This is a genomic window from Streptomyces virginiae (assembly GCF_000720455.1).
Lineage (GTDB): Bacteria > Actinomycetota > Actinomycetes > Streptomycetales > Streptomycetaceae > Streptomyces > Streptomyces virginiae.
This window is the reverse complement of record NZ_JOAK01000059.1, coordinates 1-20,924: the sequence shown is the minus strand read 5'-3', so window position 1 is coordinate 20,924 and position 20,924 is coordinate 1. Positions and strand designations below refer to the sequence as shown.

The window sequence follows — 20,924 nt, the reverse complement described above, 5'->3', positions numbered from 1 at the left end:
TCTCAAGGAACGGACGCTTCCTTTGTACTCACCCTCTCGGGCTTTCCTCCGGGCTTTCGTTCTGCTGTCTTGCGTTTCCGACTCTATCAGACTCTTTCGGGCCTGACCCCCAGTCAGCGGGGTTTGTCTTCCGGGCTGTTGGGCCCTTCCGACTCCCCAAACTCTAGTGGATTTCCCCGGCGATTCATAATCGGCCTTCGGAAATGAATTCGGGCACGCCGAAATCGTTCCCAGTGGGAGATCGTGCTGAGTTGGGTGCCGCAACGAGGCGGCCGATTTGTTGTCGCCGAAACCTTCCGGCTGCGGGGCAACTCGAAGAACCTTACGGACCCGTGGAGGCTGTGTCAACCCCGGTGGTCAGCTGGGTGACTGGAGGTCTTCCACCCGGTCGAGCAGGCGCGTGAGCATGTCGCCCAGCACCCCGCGCTCCGCCGTCGAGAGGTCCTGGAGGAGGTCCTCCTCGAAGATCGTGGCCGCGCGCATCGCGTCCAGCCACTTGCTGCGGCCCTCGTCCGTCAGCTCCACGATCACGCGGACCCGGTTGGACTCGTCCCGCTCGCGGGTGACCAGGCCCTCCGCCGTCATGCGGTCTATCCGGTGGGTCATCGCCGCCGGCGTGAGGCCCAGCTGCTTCGCGAGCTCGCTCGGGCCCATCCGGTAGGGAGCGCCGGAGATGACCAGGGCCTTCAGGACCTCCCACTCGGCGTTGCTGATGCCCAGGGCCGCGGTCTGGCGTCCGTACGCGACGTTCATCCGGCGGTTCAGGCGGCTCAGGGCCGAGACGACCTTCTCGACCTGCGGGTCGAGGTCCTGGAACTCGCGCTGGTAGACGGCGATCTGCTCGTCGAGGCTCGGCTCGGGGACGGACGTGGTGCCGTCGGGGGTGTCACCCATGCGTCGAAGTATCGCACGAGCGCGTTGGCGTCTAACTCCTTCAGTGTGTACTGTTAAGCGTCGAACTTTAGGTATGAAGTCTTCAGTCTTCAGTTATCAAGGCAGGTGAGAAGTGACCAAGGTGATGGGCGCTGCGATGCGGCGGATCCAGGCCGGGAACGCGCTGACGGCGTTCGGCATCGGCTTCACGGTTCCGTTCCTCTACATCTATGTGGCGCAGGTGCGAGGTCTGGGCTCCATGGCCGCCACGAGCGCGTTCGTGGCCTTCGCCCTGGGCGCTCTCGTCGCGCTGCCCTTCACCGGTCGGGTCATCGACCGACGTGGTCCGGTGCCCGTGGTCATCGGCGCTGCCTTCGCCGCCTCGGCCGGCGCGCTCGCACTCGGGCTCTCCACGGGGATCGTGCCCATCCTGCTGTCCGCGCTGGCGCTCGGCGCCGGTCAGGCCGTGATGCAGCCGGCTCTGGCCACAATGATCGTGTGGTGTTCCACGCCGTCCACCCGGACCCGTGCCTTCGCCCTGCAGTTCTTCATGCAGAACCTGGGTCTGGGCATCGGTGGTCTCCTCGGCGGTCAGATCGTCGACGAGAGCCGGCCCGGGAGCTTCACCCTGCTGTTCGGCATCGAGGCCGTGATGTTCCTGGTGCTGGCGGGTGTCGTCGCCACCGTGCGGCTGCCCCACGCGCCGAGCATCAAGGACGCCGTGCCGAAGGACCCGTCGCAGGCGGGTGGCAGCGGCTGGAAGCGGCTGCTGCGGCACAAAGCCATGGTGCAGCTGTGCGTGCTGGGCTTCGTGGTGTTCTTCGCCTGCTACGGACAGTTCGAGTCGGGTCTGGCCGCCTTCGGTACGGAGGCAGCGGGCATCTCCCCCTCCACGCTCGGTTTCGCCCTCGCCGCCAACACCGGTGCGATCGTCCTCGCGCAGTTCGTCGTCCTGAAGCTGGTCGAGAAGCGCCGCCGGTCGCGTGTGATCGCGCTCGTGGGGCTGATCTGGACCGGGGCGTGGCTGATCGCCGGTTTCTCCGGGCTGGGGCACGGCAGCGCGATGATGGCCGCCGCCGCGTTCATCACCACGTACGCGCTCTTCGGCATCGGCGAGGCCATGCTGTCGCCGACGCTGGCCCCGCTGGTCGCCGATCTGGCGCCCGAGGGCTCGGTGGGCCAGTACAACTCGGCCTTCGCGCTGGTCAAGCAGATGGCGCTGGCGCTGGGGCCGCTCGGGGTGCCGCTCGGTGCGGGTGTTCCGATGCTGTACATCGCGGTCTTCGTGCTCGTGTCGCTCGGTATCGCGGTTCTGGCGCTGCGGCTCGGCAAGGGCCTCACGCCGATGCAGGACAACCCGGTGCTGGCGAGCAGGGTCGTGGCGCAGGGCGGTCCGGCCGTCGCGGTGAAGGAGCCCGTACACGCGTAGCCGCGTACGTACGCACGTACTGCTCGTGCAGCGGTGCGCGTGAGGCCCCGGTCCGTGTGGACCGGGGCCTCACGCGTGTGCGGGCTACTTGTCCGGCAGGGCGAACTCGCACCAGACGGCCTTGCCGCCGCCCGGGGTGCGGCGGGAGCCCCAGGAGGAGGCGATGGTGGCGACGATCGAGATGCCGCGGCCGGTCTCGTCGGCCGGTTCGGCGCGGCGGCGGCGCGGCAGGTGGTCGTCGCCGTCGGTGACCTCGATGATCAGCCGGCGGTCGGTGCGGCGCAGCCGCAGGCGCATGGGCGGGGTGCCGTGCTGGAGGGAGTTCGCGACGAGCTCGCTCGCGGCGAGGACCCCGAGGTCGCACAGCTCGACGGGGAAGCGCCAGGAGGCGAGGACGCCCTGGGCGAAGGCCCGGGCGCGCGGGGCCGCCTCGATGCCGCCGAGGAGTTCCAGGGCGGCGTTGTGGAAGAGCTCGGCGTCCGCGCCGGCGCGGGCGGGCTGCTGGATCACCATCACGGCGACGTCGTCGTCGTGGTCGGCGTCCACCCCGAGGGCGCGCATGAGGCGGTCGCAGATGACGGACGGGGTGCCCTGGGCTCCGGCGAGGGCACGTTCGAGGGCGGCGACGCCCTCGTCGATGTCCTCGCCGCGGCGCTCGACGAGGCCGTCGGTGTAGAGGACGGCGGTGGAGCCGGGGCCGAGCGCGATGGTGCCGGAGCTGTGCAGCCAGCCGCCGGTGCCGAGCGGCGGGCCGGTGGGGTCGGCGGCTCTGCGTACGGTGCCGTGCTCGTCGCGGACCAGGATCGGGAGGTGGCCGGCGGAGGCGTAGGCGAGCAGGCCCTCGTTGGGGTCGTGGACGGCGTACACGCAGGTGGCGATCTGGCTGGCGTCGATCTCGGCGGCGAGTCCGTCGAGGAGCTGGAGCACCTCGTGCGGGGGCAGGTCGAGGCGGGCGTAGGCACGGACGGCGGTGCGCAGCTGGCCCATGACGGCGGCGGCGCGGACACCGCGGCCCATGACGTCGCCGATGACGAGCGCGGTGCGGCCGGCGCCGAGGGTGATGACGTCGTACCAGTCGCCGCCGACGGCGGCCTCGGTGCCGCCGGGCTGATAGGTGGCGGCGATGCGCAGGTCGTCGGGCTGTTCCAGCTCCTGCGGGAGGAGGGAGCGCTGGAGGGTGACGGCGGCCTCGCGCTGGCGGCGTTCGCTGGCGCGGAGCCGCTCGACGGCTTCGGCGTGGTCGGTGACGTCGGCGAGGTGGATCAGGATGCCGGTGTGGTGGGCGTCCGCTTCGGCCGTGGCCGTGGCCGTGGCCGTGGCCGTGGTCCCGGTCCCGGGCTTGGGCTTGGGGAAGGCGACGGGTGTGCAGGTGACGGTGTACGAGCTGCCGCCGCCCGGTGCGGTGCGGTTCTTCGCGGTGCGGGGCTTGCCGCTGCGCTGGACCTGGTCGAGGAGGGGGAGGAGGCCGAGCTCGCCGAGTTCGGGGAGGGCCTCGTGGGCGGGGGCGCCGGGGGTGCGGGCGCCGAAGCCTGCGGTGTAGGCGTCGTTGACGTAGGCGACGCGGTGCTCGGGGCCGTGGACGAGGGCGACCAGGGCGGGGAGCCGGCCGAGGACCTCGCGTACGGAGAGTTCGTCGAGGGAGGGCACGGCCGTGAGGACGCCGGTCCGCTGGGCGGGGGTCGTACCGGTGCCGCTGCCCGTTCCGGATCCGGTGCCGGTGCCGGAGACCGTCGGGTCGGCGGGGTGGCCGTCGGCGGCGGGCGTGGACCGCTCCGCTCCGGGGTCGGGGCGGCCGCCGCGGGCTGCCGGGACCGCGCCTTCGCCCCGCTTGGCCTGGGCGGCGGCATGTTCGGTCCGGGCGGCGGCGCGGCGCTGCGTTCCGGGAAACCGGGCGCTCCAGCGCGTGAAGTTCACTGCGTTCAAGCCTCGTGGTGTCGCGAGTGGTCGCTGTGTCGCTCGTGGGCGGTCGCTGACTGGACGATGTCACTCTGTGCAGGTGTGAGCCCACCTATGGTCACACGTCCAGTGTGGCCGACCGCACTGACAACGTCAGCCCTGGCCGTTCTGCGGGGGGTTGGGGGCGAGGGGCGGGGGAGGTGCCTTCGGTCCGCCGCCTGCAGCCAGTTCGAATTCTGCCCTGGGGTGTTCGAGTGAGCCAAGGGAGACGATCTCACGCTTGAAGAGCCCGGAGAGGGTCCATTCGGCGAGTACGCGCATTTTCCGGTTGAAGCTGGGGACGCGGCTGAGGTGGTATGCGCGGTGCATGAACCAGGCGGGGTAGCGCTTGAGCTTGCGTCCGTAGATGTGGGCGACGCCCTTGTGGAGGCCGAGGGAGGCGACGGAGCCCGCGTACTTGTGGGCGTACTCGGTCAGGACCTCGCCGCGCAGGGCGGCCAGGAGGTTGTCGGCGAGGACCTTGGCCTGGCGGACGGCGTGCTGGGCGTTGGGGGCGCACTCGCGGCGGGGGCCTTCGGTGCCGGGCGGGGCGGTGATGTCGGGGACGGCGGCGGCGTCGCCGGCGGCCCAGGCGTGTTCGACGCCCTCGACGGTGAGGAAGGAGGTGCAGACGAGGCGGCCGCGCTCGTTCCTGGGGAGGTCGGTCGCGGCGAGGATCGGGTGGGGTTTGACGCCGGCGGTCCAGACGATGGTGCGGGTGGGGAAGCGGGCGCCGTCGCTGAGAACGGCGACGCGGTCCTCGCAGGATTCGAGCCGGGTCTCCAGGCGGACGTCGATGTTGCGGCTGCGCAGTTCGCGGACCGTGTAGACGCCCATCTCCAGGCCGACCTCGGGGAGGATGCGGTCGCTGGCCTCGACGAGGACCCACTTCATGTCCTCGGGCTTGATGTTGTGGTAGTACCGCGCCGCGTAGCGGGCCATGTCCTCGAGCTCGCCGAGGGCCTCGACGCCCGCGAAGCCGCCGCCGACGAATACGAAGGTGAGGGCGGCGTCGCGGAGGGCGGGATCGCGGGTGGAGGAGGCGATGTCCATCTGCTCGATGACGTGGTTGCGCAGGCCGATGGCCTCTTCCACGGTTTTGAATCCGATGCCGTAGTCGGCGAGGCCGGGCACGGGGAGGGTGCGGGAGACGGAGCCGGGGGCGAGGACGAGTTCGTCGTACTCCACCTCGATGGGGCCGGTGGCCTCGTCGGCGGTGGCGAGCGTGTTGACGGTCGCGGTCCGCTTGGCGTGGTCGATGTGCGTGGCCTGGCCGATGACGATGCGGCACTTGCCGAGCACGCGGCGCAGGGGGACGACGACGTGGCGCGGGGAGATCGCGCCCGCGGCCGCCTCCGGGAGGAAGGGCTGGTAGGTCATGTACGGCTCGGGCGTGACCACCGTGACCTCGGCTTCTCCCGCTCTCAGCTTTCGCTGGAGCCGGAGCGCCGTATACATGCCGACGTAGCCGCCGCCGACGATCAGGATGCGCGTGCGGGGCGGGGTACCGGGGGCCGTGCCCCGGGAGTTAGCAGCCTTCACCATCCCATGACGCAACGTGGCCGGGAGTTTGTCCACAGGCCCGACAAATTGTGTGACCGGTGGTAGCCCTGGGACGGGGCTGCGGAGGGCCTCCGGCGGGGGTGGAAGTTCGCAGGTCAGAGCGGGCGGAGAGGCAGGTTCCGAGGGTATGGAAGGGAAAAGTGGGGGTGAATGCTCCGATCGGGCGGTGGTCCGTCCGGGGCTGCCTCTTCTGAATTGACTCTGGCTCAACTATGTTCGTATCTCGTCGAGGACCGGGCCTGAGACCGTGGCCCCCCTCGGCGTGAAGGCGGGGAGTGTCTCCGGGGGGAGACAAATGATTACCGGGGGATACATATGAACATTTCCGATTTCCATGGTTCTGCGACCGCGCTCTCGGTCGAGAGCACCGGTCGTGCCCTGACCAGCCCGACCACGCACGGTGTGGGGCGCTCCACTCCGCTGCGCGTAGACGCCCAGCGCAACCTGGAGCACGTGCTGCGCGCGGCCCGCGAGGTCTTCGGCGAGCTGGGCTACGGGGCTCCGATGGAGGACGTGGCGCGCCGCGCCCGGGTCGGTGTCGGCACCGTGTACCGGCGTTTCCCGAGCAAGGACGTCCTGGTGCGGCGGATAGCCGAGGAGGAGACGGCCCGGCTGACCGAGCAGGCCAGGACCGCTCTGGGTCAGGAGGAGGAGCCGTGGCAGGCGCTGTCGCGCTTCCTGCGGACCTCCGTGGCCTCGGGCGCGGGGCGGCTGCTGCCGCCGCAGGTGCTGCGCGTCGGCTCGACCGCCGAGGAGGCGGCCGAGGAGGCGGAGGAGGCGCGGGTTCCGCACCAGCGCCAGGCGGCCGAGACGGCCGGGGCTCCCGGCCTGCGGGTCGTGGGTGCGACGCGGAGCGCGGCCGAGGACGAGCCGTCGGACGACGCGGGCGCGGGTGCGCTGCTGGAGGTCGTCGGACGGCTGGTGCACCGGGCGCGTGAGGCCGGCGAGCTGCGTGCCGATGTCACGGTGGCCGACGTGCTGCTGGTGATAGCGACGGCGGCGCCCGCGCTGCCCGACCCGGCGCAGCAGGCGGCGGCTTCGACCCGGCTGCTCGACATCCTGCTTGAGGGGCTGCGTTCCCGGACGGCGTGATCCCGTCGGTCCGGTGCCGGCCCTTCGGTGGGCCGGCACCGGGCCGGCACCGGGCCGGTGCGGGGTCGCTGCGAGGTGGCTGCGGGGTCGGTGCGCGGTCGGTGCCGGGTCGGCCGGCAGGGCGGCACGGGGCCGTCGGTGGGCCGGTGTTGGCGGCGGGGCGGTTCCGGCAGTCCGATTCGCACGGCTGATGGGCTGTTCGGCGATGCGTCGAAACCTGCCCGGACGGGTGGATGGTGCGCAGAGGGGTCCGACGCGTGTCCGCCGTGTGACACGCTTGATCGGTGTACCGGTTGAGCGTGTCGTGCGGGAGCTTCCGCGATGAGCATTGACGGGCGTGAAGAGTCACCCGGTGGTGCCGGGAGCGAGACCGAGGTGGGCAGCCTGCCCGCCCGGCAGGTGCCGGCGCAGCGCGAACCGGGCGGGCGCCACGCACGTTCGTCGGGGTCCTCCGCCCCGGGGGGCGGTGCCGGGGGCGATCTGCCGCCGTCCGACGGCGACTTGATCGCCCGGATGCGGGGCGGCGACGGCGGCGCGTACGAGGAGCTGTTCCGTCGTCACGCCGACTCGGTACGGCGCTACGCGCGGTCCTGCTGCCGGGACGCGCACACCGCCGACGACCTGACCGCCGAGGTGTTCGCGCGGACCCTGCAGGCGGTACGGGGTGGTGCCGGGCCCGACCAGTCGGTGCGGGCCTATCTGCTGACCACCGTGCGCAGGGTCGCGGCGGCCTGGGCCAAGACGGCCAGGCGGGAGCATCTCGTCGAGGACTTCGCCGTCTTCGCGGAGCAGGCGGCCGCGCGCACGGAGAGCGGCGCCGGGATGTCCGGGCTGTCGGGGGACGACACCCTCGAACTGGGCGCGGACGTGCGGGCGATGCGGGTGGCCGAGCAGTCGCTGGCCGTGCAGGCCTTCCGGAGCCTGCCCGAGCGGTGGCAGGCCGTGCTGTGGCACACCACCGTCGAGGAGGCCTCGCCGAGTGCGATCGCGCCGCTGTTCGGGCTGAGCGCCAACGCGACAGCGGTGCTGGCCAGTCGGGCCCGGGAGGGACTCAAGCAGGCCTATCTGCAGGCCCACGTGAGTTCGGCGCTGAGTGAGGGCGGCGACTGCGCGCGGTACGCGGACCGGCTGGGCGCCTATGCGCGCGGCGGGCTGCGGATGCGGGCGGAGCGGGGGCTGCGGGGGCACCTGGAGGAGTGCGTGAAGTGCCGGCTGGCCGCCGGTGAGCTCAAGGACGTCAACGCGGGCATTCCCGCGCTGCTTCCGGTGGCGGTCATCGGGTGGTTCGCCGCCGGGTACGCGGCCAAGGCCGCCGGGGTGGTGGCCGGTGGGGCCGTCGCCGCGGGCGGGGCCGGGGCCGCGGCGGCCGCCGCGGGCGGGTCGACCGCCGGGGGCGGTTCCGCGGCCGGTGCGGCCGGGGCAGCGGGAGGTGCCGCCGGGAGCGGTGCCGCCGGGGCCGGGGCCGCGGGGGGCGCCGCCGGGGCCGGTGGGTCCGGGTCCGCGGTCGGGGGTGCGCTGGCCTCCGAGGGGCTGGGGCTGCCGGCCAAGGCCGCCATCGCCGCCGGCATCGCGGTGGCCGCGGCCGCCGGGGTGGTGTTCGCGCTGGCCGGTGACGAACCCGAGCCCCAGGCCCGGGCGAAGCCCGCGCCGAGCGTGGCGGCTCCGGCGGTGCCGAAGGCACCCGCCTCACCCTCGCCTTCGCCTTCGCCTTCGGCGGAGCCCGGCCCGGCCGGGGAGGAGCCGCCGCCCGCGCGTGCCTCCGTACCGCCGTCGCAGAAGCCGACGCCGTCGGCCGAGGCCTCTCCGGCCCCGGCCGCGCCGGCGCCCTCCGCCTCCCCGTCGCCCTCCCCCAGCCGGGAGAAGGCCGCGCCCACACCGTCCCCGAGCGTGCCCTCGCCGAAGCCGACGACGCCGTCGCCCGTTCCGAAGCCGCCGCAGTCGTTCCGGCTCGCCGCGCTCCCGCATGCGGTGCAGGGCGACCACAGCGGACCGGAGCTGCAGACCTGGCGCAGCAGCTGGGTGTGGCAGCGCTGGGGGCTGCGGGTGGGCGACCGGCGGTTCGCGCAGGGGATCACCGTGAACTCGCGTTCCTCGGTGGAGATTGCCCTCAACCGGCAGTGCACCACCTTCTCGGCATGGGCCGGGGTGGACGGCCTGTCGCTGTTCACCGACGGTGCGGTGCGGTTCTCCGTGTACGCCGACGGGCAGCGGCTGTGGCAGTCCGGCGCTCTCGGGTACGAGGATCCCGCGGTGGCCGTGCAGGTCTCTCTCGCCGGGCGCAAGTCGCTGCGGCTGGTGGTGGAGCAGGCCGGGCCGGGCAGGCTGCCGACGCTGGCGAGCTGGGCCGACGCGGTGATCAGCTGCCGCTGACCGGCCGGTGGTGATCAGCCGGCGGTGAGCGCCGCGGCGAGGTCGGCGGGGGTGAGGGCGGCGCCGGCGGCCTCCTCCCGCGCCCAGCGGTCGGGGCCCAGCAGGGCCCGGGTGCGTTCGGCGAGGCCGTCCACGACGGTCGCCTCGGGGGCCGAGCGGGGCCGGCCCGCGCGCCAGGCGGTGGCCGCCGCGAAGGCCCGTACGGCCTCGGCGGGACGCTCGGCGTCGGCCAGGAAGCGGGCCGCCGCCTCGGCCATGCCGGCCAGGACGCGCTCGGCGCACCGGGCGGTGACGGCGGTGCTCAGGGCGGGGCCGATCAGGCCCAGTGCGGCTTCCGGGCCCCGTTCGCGTGCGGTGAGGACGGCGTCGACGGTGTCCAGCCCGGCGGTGAGCTGGGCCGGCACGGTGATGCGTTCGGTCTGGAGGCGGGCCAGCTCGCATTCGGCCCTGGCCCGGACGGCGTCGCCCCGCTGGAGGGCGAGCATGGCCGCGAGGAGCCGGGCGTAGGCGCTGACGTCGTACACGCCGCCGTGCTGGTCGGACTCCTCGTCGGCCTCGGCCAGGAGCCGCTCGGCGTCGTCGAGGTCGCCGGCGCTGTAGGCGGACTCGGCTATCCGGGCGATGGCGAAGGGCGCCTCGACGTGGGCCCCGACCTCGCGGGCGAGGCGCAGGCACTCCTCGAATTCGGTGCGGGCCTCGGCGTACCGGCCGCGCGAGAGGGCGATCTCCCCGGCGGCGCTCGCCACCTGCGCGCGGGTCCAACGGTCGCCGACGCGCTGGGCGATCTCGTGGAGCTCGGCGAGGTCGGCGTCGACGGTGGGCAGACCTCCGGTGACGTCGATGGCGACGTGGGTGCGCAGCATGAGGACGATGCCCAGTTCCCAGTCGCCCGCGTGGCGGCGGCAGTTCTCGACGGACTGGTCCAGGTCGGCGTGGAATTCGAGGACGTCACCGGTGAGGAAGGAGGTGGCGGGCCAGAGAATCCCGGGGAAGACGGCGGTCTCGGGGGAGCCGTGGCGGAAGGCCGTCTTGATGTGGCCCGCGAGGTCCAGGTACTCGGGGGTGCGGAACTTCTCGGCGGAGTTGCTCTCGGCGAGCAGGAACATGTCGAAGACCTGCAGACGCATGCGGCGCCAGTACGCGGGCGTGCCCTCGGGCGGCTGGGCCGGGGTGAGGGCGAGGATCCGGTGCGTCCACTCGGCACCCTCGCCGCGGTAGTTGCGCAGCCACCAGAACCAGCCGAGGGCGAAGGCCAGGCGCTGCGCGGATTCGACGTCGGCCTCCTCGACGGTCGTGGTGTGGAGGGCGGCGCGGAGGTTGTCGAGCTCGGTCTCGACGAGCCGGATCCAGGGGAGCTGGGCGGCGGAGCGGATGAGGGGTTCGGCCTGCTCGGCGACGGCGAGGTAGTGGGCGGCGTGGCGGCGGGCGGTGGCCCGGGCGTCGGCCGGGTGGGCGGCGGCGCGTTCGGCGGCGTACTCGTGGATGGTTTCGAGCATGCGGTAGCGCATGCCGTGGCCCTCGTACGGTTCGGCCAGGACGAGGGATTTGTCGACGAGGGATCCGAGGGTGTCGGCCACGTCCTGGACGGCGTCCCCGGTGTCGCCGCGGAAGCGGTCGTCGAGCCGGTCGGCGATCTGCCGCGGGGTCAGCAGCCGCAACCGGGCCGCGGCCAGCTCGATGGCGAGCGGCAGCCCGTCGAGACGGGCGCAGATCTCGGCCACGGCGGCCGGGTCCTCGTCCACGGTGAACCCGGCGCGCGCCGCCGCCCCGCGGTCGGCGAAGAGCCGGTGGGCGGGGTCGGGCGGCAGGGGCTCGACGGGGCGGACGGTCTCCCGTGAGCTCGGCGGCGGCCTCGACGACGTGTTCGCAGTTGTCGAGCACGAGCAGCAGGCTGCGGTGGGCGCAGTGCTCGACGAGGCGGGTGGTGGGGTCGGTGGCGGCCGTCGGCGCCGGGGTCTCGCGGGCGACGAGGGAGTTCTCGCGCAGGCCGAGAGCGCTGAGGACGGCTCCGGGGACGGCGGCGGGGTGGTCGAGGCGGGCGAGTTCGACGAGCCAGCCGGGCTCGGGGTGGGCGGCTGCGGCGTGTTCGGCGAGGCGGGTCTTTCCCGAACCGCCCGGGCCGGTGAGGGTGATGAGGCGCAGCCGGGTCAGGTCGTCGTGGAGGGAGGCCAGTTCGGGCTCGCGGCCGACGAAGGAGTTCAGGCGGGGGCGGAGGTTGCCGCGGGGGGCCTCCGGCGGGTGGACGGTGTCTGCGGTGGGCTCGTCCGGCGGGGCCTGCGGCGGCCGGGGCCGGAGCAGTTCGGCGTGCAGGGCGGTGAGTTCGGGCCCGGGGTCGGTGCCGAGACCGTCGGCGAGGACGCGGCGCGTGCGCTCGTACGCGGCGAGGGCGTCGGCGGGCCGGCCTGCGGCGCGCAGGGCACGCAGCTGCTGGGCGCGTAGCGGTTCGTCGTACGGGCTTTCGTGGACCAGTGCCTCGATCTCCGGCAGGAGTTCGGCAGGGGCGGTGGCGCCGCCGCGCAGGTCCGCCTCGATGCGTCGGCGCAGGACGGCGGAGCGGCGGGCCTCGGGGGCGGCGGCGTGCGCGGTACGGGCGGGCTCGGCCAGGTCGGCGAGGGCGGGGCCGCGCCAGAGGGAGAGGGCGGTGCGCAGGGTGCGGGCGGCGGTCTCCGGGTCGGCGGCCAGTTCCCGGTCGCCCTGGGCGGCGAGGCGGTTGAAGCGGTGGAGGTCGACGTCGTCGCGGGCGGCGGCGAGGCGGTAGCCGCCGGTGGCGGCGGCGTGGACGGTGTCCCGGCCGCCGAGGGCGCGCCGGAGGCGGGCGACGAGGGCCTGGAGGGCGGCGGGGGCGTCCTGGGGCGGGTCGTCGCCCCAGACGTCGTCGGCGAGTTCGGCGACGGAGGCCGGGTGGCCGGCGCGCAGGGCGAGGGCGGCGAGGAGCGCGCGCAGCCGGGCGCCGCCGATCGGGAGGGGGGCGCCGGCCTCGTCGCGTGCCTCGGTGGCGCCGAGGATGAGATACCGCACCCGCCAATTCTGCCCGGCCGGCCGCCCGCCCGGAGGGCGGACCCCGCGGTGCGTGACCCGACCGGGCCGGGCGCCTCACCGATCGGGCCGGATCAGGGAGTTGAGGCCCGGCGCCGGGCTGGGGGTAAGCGTCCGTGCCGGTCCGCGCCGCACCGCGCCGCGCCGCGCCGCGCAGGCGGAACTCGGCCCAGGAGGCGTCTCGCCGATCAGGCCGGATGAGGGAGCGGGGCCCGGCGTGCCGGCGATCGCGCAGCGGTGGGGACGGTGCAGGGGGAAGCGTGCGCGCCGGTCCGCGCCGCGCAGGCGGAACTCGGCCCAGGGGGTCTCTCGCCGATCGGGCCGGAGCAGGGAGCGGAGCCCGGCGCCGGGCCCGGCGTGCCGGCGATCGCGCAGCGACGTCGGCCGAGGGCGACGCGGCGAGGCACGGTGCCGGGCGCCGCAGGCTCGGCGTGATCGACGGGTGGCGGCGCCCGCCCGGCGGCCGGGCGCCGGTGCGGAGCGTCGGTGACCGACGACAACGCGGCAGGCCGCGTGCCGGGCGGGCGGGGTCCGGCCCTCATCCGTCGGCCACGCCCCAGGGGCGGCGGATCAGGCCGGATCAGGGAGTGGTGCATGACGCCATGGGGCGTCCCCGGGCCTGCAGGGCCGAGGGGAAGGATCGCCAGGCGGGCGAGGGAGGCGAAGCGGAGCGTCGTCGAGTGAGGGCACCGCGGCGAGGCGCTGTGCCGCTGTGCCGTGCGCCCGGCCCTGATCCGCCGGGCGCCCCTAGGTGATCGAGGTGTCTCCGCCCGCTTCCAGGAGGGTGCGCAGGGCCTGGGCGAGGGTGGCGCAGGTGGCGGGGTCCAGTGGGGCGAGCAGGGCGGCGTACTGGCGCAGATGGTCCTCGAACAGCGACTCGGTGAGCGCGATGCTCTGCTCGGTGAGCCGGATCCGGACGGTGCGGCGGTCCTGGCCGTCCCGCACGCGTTCGACCAGGCCCTTGGCCTCCATGCGGTCGATGCGGTTGGTGATCGCCCCGGAGGTCACCATGGCGGCCGGGATGAGGGCACCGGCGGTGAGTGCGTACGGGGGGCCGCTGCGGCGGAGGGTGAAGAGGATGTCGACCTCGCCGATCTCCAGGTCGCGTTCGGCCGCGAAGGCCTTGAGGTGCTTGTCGAGGATCCGGTTCATCCGCTGGATGCGGGCGAGGACCTCGACCGGCCACAGGCCCGGCACCAGATCGGGCCGCTCCTCCGTCCACTGGCCGATGATCGCGTCCACCGCGTCGCTCATGCCGCCTCCTCCTCCACTGGCTGTCATCCCACCGCCAACAATATCTCAACGTTGAGACACTTGACGTTGAGAGGACTGCCCTGATTTTATCTCAACGTTGAGATTCTGAGCCTTGAGATGGATCGGAGCGGGCACACCATGACCACCACCGCCGTCACCGCTACAGCGGCCACCACCGCCACCAGTGCCACCACCGCCGCCACGGGCCGCGCTCCCACCCCCGGCCCCGTCCCCGTGCTGTGGCTGGCCCTGCTCGCCACCCCCGTGGCCGCCGCGGCCAACGCCCCCGTGCTGATCCTTCCGGACATGGCCGCCTCGCTCGGGGTGCCCACCGAGACCGCGGCCCGGCTCGTCGCCGCCTTCGCCTGGGCCATGGCCGTCTCCGTCCCCCTGATGGCCGGGCTGATGCGCCGCCGGGGCCTCACGCCGGTGCTCCGGCTGTCCGGCGCCCTCCTCCTCGGCGGCACGCTCCTCGTCGCCGCGTCCCCCTGGCTCCCGGCGGCCCTCCTCGGCCGGGCCGCCCAGGCCGCGGGCGGCGCCGGCCTGGTGGCGGCCGCGATGAGCCTGGCCGGCTCGGCCCGCCGCATGGGCGTCATCAGCGCCGGCTTCGGCATGCTCGGCGCCGCCGGCCCGCTCCTCGGCGCGCAGCTCTCCCACGCCGTGTCGTGGCGGCTCTCGCTCTCGGTGTCCCTGCTCTCGCTGCTGGCGCTGCCCGCGGTCGGCCGCCACGCGGCGGTCACGGCTCCGCCAACCGCCCCGCGGAGCCGCTTCGACGCGCGCGGCGCCGCGCTGCTGACCGTGCTGGCCACCGCCCTGGTCCTGCTGCCCCACGCACCGGCCGCCGCCCTCGGCTCCGCGTCCGCGGCCGTGGTGGCCGTGGCCGTGGCGGCCCTGGCCGTGGCCGCGGCGCTCCTCGCCCTCCACGTACGGCGCCGGCCCGACGGCTTCGTCCCGGCCGCGCTGGTCCGCAGCCCCCTCTTCCTCGGCTCGGCGCTGCTGGCGCTCGCGCTGTCGACCTCGTACTTCACCCTGCTCTTCGCGGTGCCCCGGCTGCTCGCCGACCGCGCGGGCTGGGACGTCACGGCGGCCGGCGCCGGTCAGCTCGTGGCGCTGCTCACCGGATCCGCGCTGTCCTGGCTGCTGGCGGCGGCCTCCGCGCGCCTGGGGCGGACGGCCGTGCGTGCGGTCCTGGTCACGCTCGGCGCGCTGGCCGCGCTCCTCGCGGTGTTCGCGAGCTGGGGCCCGCTGCTCCTGGTGGCCACGCTCGGCGGCGTGTTCGGCGCGACCGGCGCCAACGCCGTGCTGTCGATGCAGGCCGCGTCGAGCGTCCCCGCCCCCCAGCGCCCCACGGCCATCGGCCTGTTCAGCCTCTGCTACCAGCTCGGCGGCGCCTTCGGCCCGGCGATCGCGACCGCCCTGGTCCTCGGCGGCGCGTGAGGGCGGACCCGAACCGTCAGGACAGCGCCGGGCGGTGCACCGGGACCCCCTCGGGCACGGCCCGGCGCCGCGCCGCGGAGGTCCCCGTCCAGCAGGTGCCGCGCCGGGCCAGCAGCCGGTGCAGCCACAGCTCCATCGAGACGAGTTCGGCGAGCCCGTCCAGCGGGACCGGCCGGCCCTCGGCCGCGTCGAGCAGCGCCTGCCGCACGACCCGGGCCTCGATCAGCCCGGCGTCCGCGAGCAGCGGGGCGGCGAAGAGTTCCAGCAGGTCGCCCAGGGCGGCGCGCAGCCCCAGGCCGGTCGCCGTCTCGTTCGGCGTGTGCGCGGTGGCGCCCCAGCCCGGCGGGAGTTCGCGCACGCCGGCCGAGTAGAGAACGCTGCGCAGGATCTCCGCCCGGGCGCCGGGCTGGACGCGCAGGGATTCGGGCAGGGCGCGTGCGGCCCGTACGACCTGGTTGTCGAGGAACGGGGCGTGCAGGCGCTGGCTGCGGACCTCCACGGCCTGTTCGAAGACCCGGTGGTCGGCGGCGTGACGGGCCAGTACGGAACGGGCCCGGGCCTCCCCCGGCCGCAGCGACAGCGGGGGGCGCCCGGCGGCGGCCGTGAGCCGGACCGACACTTCCGCCAGCGCCTCCCCCGTGAGCCAGCCCGCCGCCGGACCCGGCCGCGCCCAGGTCAGGGCGGCGAGGGAAGCGTCCACCGGACCGGAGGCGCGCTCGGTGACCCCGCCCTCGCGAAGTCTGGCCGCGGCCGCCTCCATGCCCGCGCGGTACGACGTACGGGCGAGTCTGCGAGCCGCCGAATACACCGTGATCGGCACCAGCAGGGACTCCCCGGCGGCTCCCGAGGCGGAGGCGGAACGGGCCAGCGCCGCCACCGGGCGCAGCAGGTGGCGCCGGCGGCGGTCCATCAACAGGTCGGCCATGCGGGCCGGGTGGGCGTCGAGGACCTGCCGGGCGCCGTGGCCGGTGAAGTGGTCGGCCGCTCCGGCGGCGAGTCTGCGCCGCTCGCGGGCGGCGAAGACCAGTGAGGGGCCGGGTTCGTCGGTGAGCGGGCCGTCCAGTTCGGCGTACGGGAGGGCCTCGGCCGCGGCGGCGACCACGACGTGGTGCAGGCGCGGGTCGGCCGCGATGGCCCTGGCCCGTTCCAGTTCGTCCTCGCGCCCCTGCGGGGTGGCCAGGTCGTTGAAGGTGACCGCCAGCAGCCGCGCGCCGGCGGGGCTGGTGAGGCTGCCCGGCGCCCCCGGCAGACCGGCGGCCAGCAGGGCGAGCGTCGCGGAGGCGCTGCCGCCGGACAGGTCGGCGCCCACCCCGGGGGCCGGCGCGCCGCGGGCCGCACGCCGGTCGGCCGGGCCCATACCGGGCACGGGGCCGGGATCGTACGGTGGCAGCGTCTCGGGAGCATGCCGCGGAGCCGTGAGCCGGGCGCGCACCGCGTCCACCAAAGCTTCCCGTACGCCCTCCACCGCGCGGTCGGCGTCGGCCTCGGGCGCGGCCACCGCGAGCGAGGCCACCTGCTCGTAGCCGGTGATCTCCCGGGAGCCCTCGCGCAGGATGAGGGCGTGCCCGGGCGGGATGCGGCGGACCCCCGCGTACGGGGTGCCGTCGCCCAGCGCCTCGGGGCTGTCCGGGCAGGCCAGCAGGGCGGCGAGGTGGCCGATGTCGAGCTGCGCCTCGATGAGGTCGGCGAGCGGGAGGGCGGCGGTGGCGTACGCCGTGCCGCTCGCCCAGGGGGTGTAGAAGACGGGCCGGGCGCCCGCGAGGTCGCCGACGACGGTGATGCGGCGGCCGGCCTGGACCACGGCGGTGTAGCTGCCGGACCACTGGGTGAGGTGGCGCAGCGCGCCGCCGCGGGCCGCGTAGAGGGCCCTGCGCAGTTCGGCGTCGGTCGCGCCGCAGCAGCCGAGCACGGCGAGCCGGGTGAAGGGGTCGGCGGGGTCTGCGGTGACGGTGCGGATCTCGTCGGGGCGCCAGTCGCCGACGGCCCAGAGCGGGTCCGGATCGCCCCAGAGCAGCTGGGAGCCGACGGGGTGGACGGTGCGTTCCGCGTCCGCCCCGGGGTCGGCCGCGTGGGCGGCGTCCGCGATGCCGCCGTGCAGGGGCGCGCCGTCGCCGCCGTACCCGCCCGGCCCGTGGCCGGGTCCGAGGCCGGAGACGCGGCCGGCCGTGCCGAAGCTCGCGGCGATACTGCTCCACCCCACCAACCAGCGCACCGCCGCCTCCCCAGCCCGTGGGCACATGACCGGGGCACGGGCAGCACGGACAGCGCTGAGGGCGCGGTCGGCTGGACCCCGGTGGCTCGGGTCCATGCTGCCACGGGACAGGCGTGCGAGAGGGGTTATAGGGGGCGCACACGCAAACGAACACGCCCCGGCCACGCGGTATTTGGCGTTCCGTTCCCACCGCCCCATAGGTCGCTTTCGGCCATTCTTCGGCCGCCTGGAGAGCCGTCGCGCGGTGCCGGCGCCCGGCGCGCGGGCGCGGTCCGGGAGGCGGATTCCGCCCCCCGGACCGTTCCGCCACCCGCGGGGATTGAGGCAGCGGCATCCCCCGGCCCACCCGGTCCACGCAGCGGGCCGACCCACGCACCGCACATCGAATCGCCGGGTCCGCGGACCGGCCAGAGCGCACGGGCGGGCGCACGGCCACACGGGCGGAGCACACCACGGGACGTGCGCCCCGGCACCGGCCCCGGGGCGGACTGTGCAAACGGACAACAATCCCGCCATACGGAAGTAAGGGCCTTAACGCTTGGGAGGCGGGGAACTACGCTGGGTTTACGAAATGCCGGGCGCCTATGCCCCGGCGGCGTATGCGTTCCGCGTGTGACGAGGGGTGGCGCATGTCCAGGGAGCTCCGCGAGCCCAATGAGAAGCTCGGCGCCGTCCTCGCCCTCGCGGGCATCAGCAACGCCGGGCTGGCCCGGCGGGTCAACGACCTCGGCGCGCAGCGCGGCCTGACGCTCCGGTACGACAAGACGTCGGTGGCCCGGTGGGTGTCGAAGGGGATGGTGCCGCAGGGCGCCGCCCCGCACCTGATCGCCGCGGCCATCGGCGCGAAGCTGGGCCGGCCGGTGCCGCTGCACGAGATCGGCCTGGCGGACGCGGACCCCGCGCCCGAGGTGGGGCTGGCCTTCCCGCGGGACGTGGGTGCCGCCGTGCGCTCGGCCACCGACCTCTACCGGCTCGACCTCGCCGGGCGGCGCGGCGGTGGCGGGATCTGGCAGTCGCTCGCGGGCTCGTTCTCCGTGGCGGCGTACGCGACGCCCGCCTCGCGGTGGCTGATATCTCCCGCCGACAGCTCGGTGGCGCGGGAACCGGCGGGCCCGGCACACCACCGGCCCGTGTCCGCGGCCTCCTCGGCCCACGGTGCTCCGGCTCAGGATGCTCCGGCTCAGGACGCACCGGCGCGCGACCTCCCGTCACAACAGTCGTCGCCGACGCCCGCAACACCGGCACCCCGGACACCCTCGGACGGGACCCCGGCAGGCCGTACGACCGGACCGGCGACGGGCCCGATGACAGCACCGACGGGCCCGGCGGGCCCGCCGTCCACCGTTGTGCCCGCGCAGCACGGAGCCGAAACGCCGCGCGACCACGGGCAGCGCGTGGGCCACAGCGACGTGACGAAGCTGCGCGAGGCCGCCGAGGACGCCCGCCGCTGGGACTCCAAGTACGGCGGCGGCGACTGGCGTTCGTCGATGGTCCCCGAGTGCCTGCGGGTGGACGCCGCGCCACTGCTGCTCGGCTCGTACACCGACGAGGTGGGCCGCGCCCTGTTCGGGGCGACGGCCGAACTGACCAGGCTGGCCGGGTGGATGGCCTTCGACACCGGCCAGCAGGAGGCGGCCCAGCGCTACTACATCCAGGCGCTGCGCCTCGCCCGCGCGGCCGCGGACGTACCGCTCGGCGGCTACGTGCTGGCCTCGATGTCCCTCCAGGCGACCTACCGGGACTTCCCGGACGAGGGCGTGGACCTCGCGCAGGCGGCCGTCGAGCGCAACCGCGGCCTGGCCACCGCGCGCACGATGAGCTTCTTCCGGCTCGTCGAGGCCCGGGCGCACGCGAAGGCGGGCGATTCGACGGCCGCCGGCGCGGCGCTGCGGGCCGCGGAGGGCTGGCTGGAGCGGTCCCGCGAGGGCGACCCGGATCCGACCTGGCTCGGTTTCTACTCGTACGACCGTTTCGCGGCGGATGCGGCGGAATGCTACCGCGACCTCAAACTCCCCCGGCAGGTGCGGCGCTTCACCGAGCAGGCGCTGTCCCGGCCCACGGAGGAGTACGTACGTTCCCACGGGCTGCGGCTGGTGGTCAGCGCGGTCGCGGAGCTGGAGTCGGGCAATCTGGACGCGGCGTGCGCGGCGGGCACCCGGGCGGTGGAGGTGGCGGGCCGGATCTCCTCGGCCCGCACGACCGAATACGTACGGGACCTGCTGCACCGCCTGGAACCCTACGGGGACGAACCGCGCGTCGCGGAGCTGCGCGAGCGGGCCCGGCCCCTCCTCGTGGCTCCGGCGTAGACCCGCGTGGCCTCGTTGTCGGTGCGGGGGTGCAGTATGCAGGGGTGGGAGGTGTCGGCGTGGGCGGTGGCGTGGACTGCGATGTGCTGGTGATCGGCGGCGGGATCGTCGGCCTGTCGACGGCGCATGCCTTGTCGCGCCTGGCTCCGGGTACGAAGGTCGTCGTCCTGGAGAAGGAGTCGGGCCCGGCCCGGCACCAGACGGGCCGCAACAGCGGTGTGATCCACAGCGGGATCTACTACCGCCCGGGCTCGCTGAAGGCGCGCTTCGCGGTGAGCGGCGCCGCCGAGATGGTGAAGTTCTGCGCGGAGCACGGGATCCCGCACGAGGTGACGGGCAAGCTGATCGTCGCCACCGAGCGCGAGGAGCTGCCCCGGCTGCACGCCCTGGTCCAGCGCGGCCGGGAGAACGGCATCCCGGTGCGCGAGCTGGGCCCGGCCCAGATCACGGAGTACGAACCGCAGGTGCAGGGCCTGGCCGCGATCCACGTCGGCAGCACCGGCATCGTGGACTACGGCCGGGTGAGCGCCCAGCTCGCCGAATCCTCGGGCGTGGAGATCGTCTACGGCGCCGAGGTCGACCTGATCTCGCGCCGCGCCTCGGCGGTGGCCGTGCGCACCACGTCCGGCCTGGTGGTCCGGGCGAGGACGCTGGTGAACTGCGCGGGCCTGCACTGCGACCGGATCGCCCGCCTGGCCGGCGACGACCCGGGCATGCGGATCATCCCCTTCCGCGGCGAGTACTACGACCTGGCCCGCCCGGAACTGGTCCGCGGGCTGGTCTACCCGGTGCCCGACCCGGCGTTCCCCTTCCTCGGGGTGCACCTCACCCGCGGCATCGGCGGCGGCGTCCACGTCGGCCCCAATGCCGTGCCCGCGCTGGCCCGCGAGGGATACGACTGGTCGACCGTGCGCCCGCGGGACCTCGCGGACGAGCTCGCCTGGCCCGGCGCCTGGCGCATGGCCTCCCGGCACTGGCGGTACGGGACGGGCGAGATCCGCCGCTCCCTGTCGAAGCAGGCCTTCACCCGGGCGGTGCGCCGCCTGCTGCCGGCCGTCGACGCCGCGGACCTGCGCCCGGCCGCGGCGGGCGTCCGCGCGCAGGCTGTCCTGCGGGACGGCACCCTGGTGGACGACTTCCTGATCCGCGACGCGCCGCGCACGGTCCACGTCCTCAACGCCCCCTCCCCGGCCGCGACGGCCTCCCTCCCGATCGGCCGCGAAATCGCCACCCGCGTCCTGCGCACCCTCGGCTCGACCTGACCCGGACCCTGCAGCCGGCGCCGGCGCCGACCTGAGGCGTCGGGGGCGGGGTGGGGGTGGCCGGGACGTAGAACGTGATGTGTGGCGCGCCACGCCCCACACGGCCCGATCCCCCCGGGCGCCGTAAATCATGCAGTCCCGGCCCCCCCCCCCCC

At 74.8% G+C, this 20,924-nt stretch carries 11 protein-coding genes and 1 pseudogene; 6 read left to right on the top strand and 6 right to left on the bottom strand.

What is annotated here, in order from left to right; all coding sequences use genetic code 11:
• Positions 1 to 357: 357 nt before the first annotated feature.
• Positions 358 to 894 (bottom strand): MarR family winged helix-turn-helix transcriptional regulator, encoded by a 537-nt coding sequence (locus IG86_RS0137410; protein ID WP_030666248.1) that lies wholly within the window; start codon positions 892 to 894, stop codon positions 358 to 360.
• A gap of 124 nt (positions 895 to 1,018) precedes the next feature.
• Here IG86_RS0137410 and IG86_RS0137405 point away from each other — a divergent pair, with 124 nt between their 5' ends.
• A complete protein-coding gene (locus IG86_RS0137405; RefSeq protein ID WP_030902902.1) occupies positions 1,019 to 2,302 on the top strand; it encodes an MFS transporter in 1,284 nt (427 codons plus the stop codon).
• A gap of 84 nt (positions 2,303 to 2,386) precedes the next feature.
• On the opposite strand, the gene IG86_RS0137400 is transcribed toward IG86_RS0137405, so the two are convergent.
• Together IG86_RS0137400 and IG86_RS0137395 are read right to left on the bottom strand one after the other, a co-directional pair.
• On the bottom strand, positions 2,387 to 4,216 hold the full coding sequence (locus IG86_RS0137400; RefSeq protein ID WP_030902900.1) for an ATP-binding SpoIIE family protein phosphatase: 1,830 nt from the start codon (positions 4,214 to 4,216) through the stop codon (positions 2,387 to 2,389).
• A 135-nt stretch (positions 4,217 to 4,351) separates the two neighbouring features.
• Positions 4,352 to 5,782, bottom strand: coding sequence for an NAD(P)/FAD-dependent oxidoreductase (locus IG86_RS0137395; protein WP_030816765.1), 1,431 nt, complete (start codon positions 5,780 to 5,782; stop codon positions 4,352 to 4,354).
• 333 nt (positions 5,783 to 6,115) lie between these two features.
• On the opposite strand from IG86_RS0137395, the gene IG86_RS0137390 reads away from it, so the two are divergent.
• Entirely contained in the window at positions 6,116 to 6,892 is a 777-nt protein-coding gene (locus IG86_RS0137390) for a TetR/AcrR family transcriptional regulator (protein WP_030816768.1), read from the top strand.
• A 321-nt stretch (positions 6,893 to 7,213) separates the two neighbouring features.
• Positions 7,214 to 9,262 (top strand): sigma-70 family RNA polymerase sigma factor, encoded by a 2,049-nt coding sequence (locus IG86_RS0137385; RefSeq protein WP_037943865.1) that lies wholly within the window; start codon positions 7,214 to 7,216, stop codon positions 9,260 to 9,262.
• Between the two features lie 14 nt (positions 9,263 to 9,276).
• Here the strand turns inward: IG86_RS0137385 and IG86_RS45660 are convergent.
• Positions 9,277 to 12,280, bottom strand: a pseudogene (locus IG86_RS45660) (AfsR/SARP family transcriptional regulator).
• 765 nt (positions 12,281 to 13,045) lie between these two features.
• Positions 13,046 to 13,552, bottom strand: a complete 507-nt coding sequence (locus IG86_RS0137375) for a MarR family winged helix-turn-helix transcriptional regulator (RefSeq protein ID WP_030816773.1) — start codon at positions 13,550 to 13,552, stop codon at positions 13,046 to 13,048.
• Positions 13,553 to 13,690: 138 nt separating this feature from the next.
• Here IG86_RS0137375 and IG86_RS0137370 point away from each other — a divergent pair, with 138 nt between their 5' ends.
• Positions 13,691 to 14,989 (top strand): MFS transporter, encoded by a 1,299-nt coding sequence (locus tag IG86_RS0137370; protein WP_107056330.1) that lies wholly within the window; start codon positions 13,691 to 13,693, stop codon positions 14,987 to 14,989.
• A 16-nt stretch (positions 14,990 to 15,005) separates the two neighbouring features.
• Here the strand turns inward: IG86_RS0137370 and IG86_RS0137365 are convergent, their stop codons facing one another.
• On the bottom strand, positions 15,006 to 17,201 hold the full coding sequence (locus IG86_RS0137365; RefSeq protein WP_030902893.1) for an asparagine synthase-related protein: 2,196 nt from the start codon (positions 17,199 to 17,201) through the stop codon (positions 15,006 to 15,008).
• A 629-nt stretch (positions 17,202 to 17,830) separates the two neighbouring features.
• On the opposite strand from IG86_RS0137365, the gene IG86_RS0137360 reads away from it, so the two are divergent.
• Complete coding sequence (locus tag IG86_RS0137360) at positions 17,831 to 19,507, top strand: NsdA family TPR-like regulatory protein (protein WP_030816779.1); 1,677 nt, start codon at positions 17,831 to 17,833, stop codon at positions 19,505 to 19,507.
• A gap of 29 nt (positions 19,508 to 19,536) precedes the next feature.
• Entirely contained in the window at positions 19,537 to 20,769 is a 1,233-nt protein-coding gene (gene lhgO / locus IG86_RS0137355) for an L-2-hydroxyglutarate oxidase (protein ID WP_208864300.1), read from the top strand.
• Positions 20,770 to 20,924 lie beyond the last annotated feature (155 nt).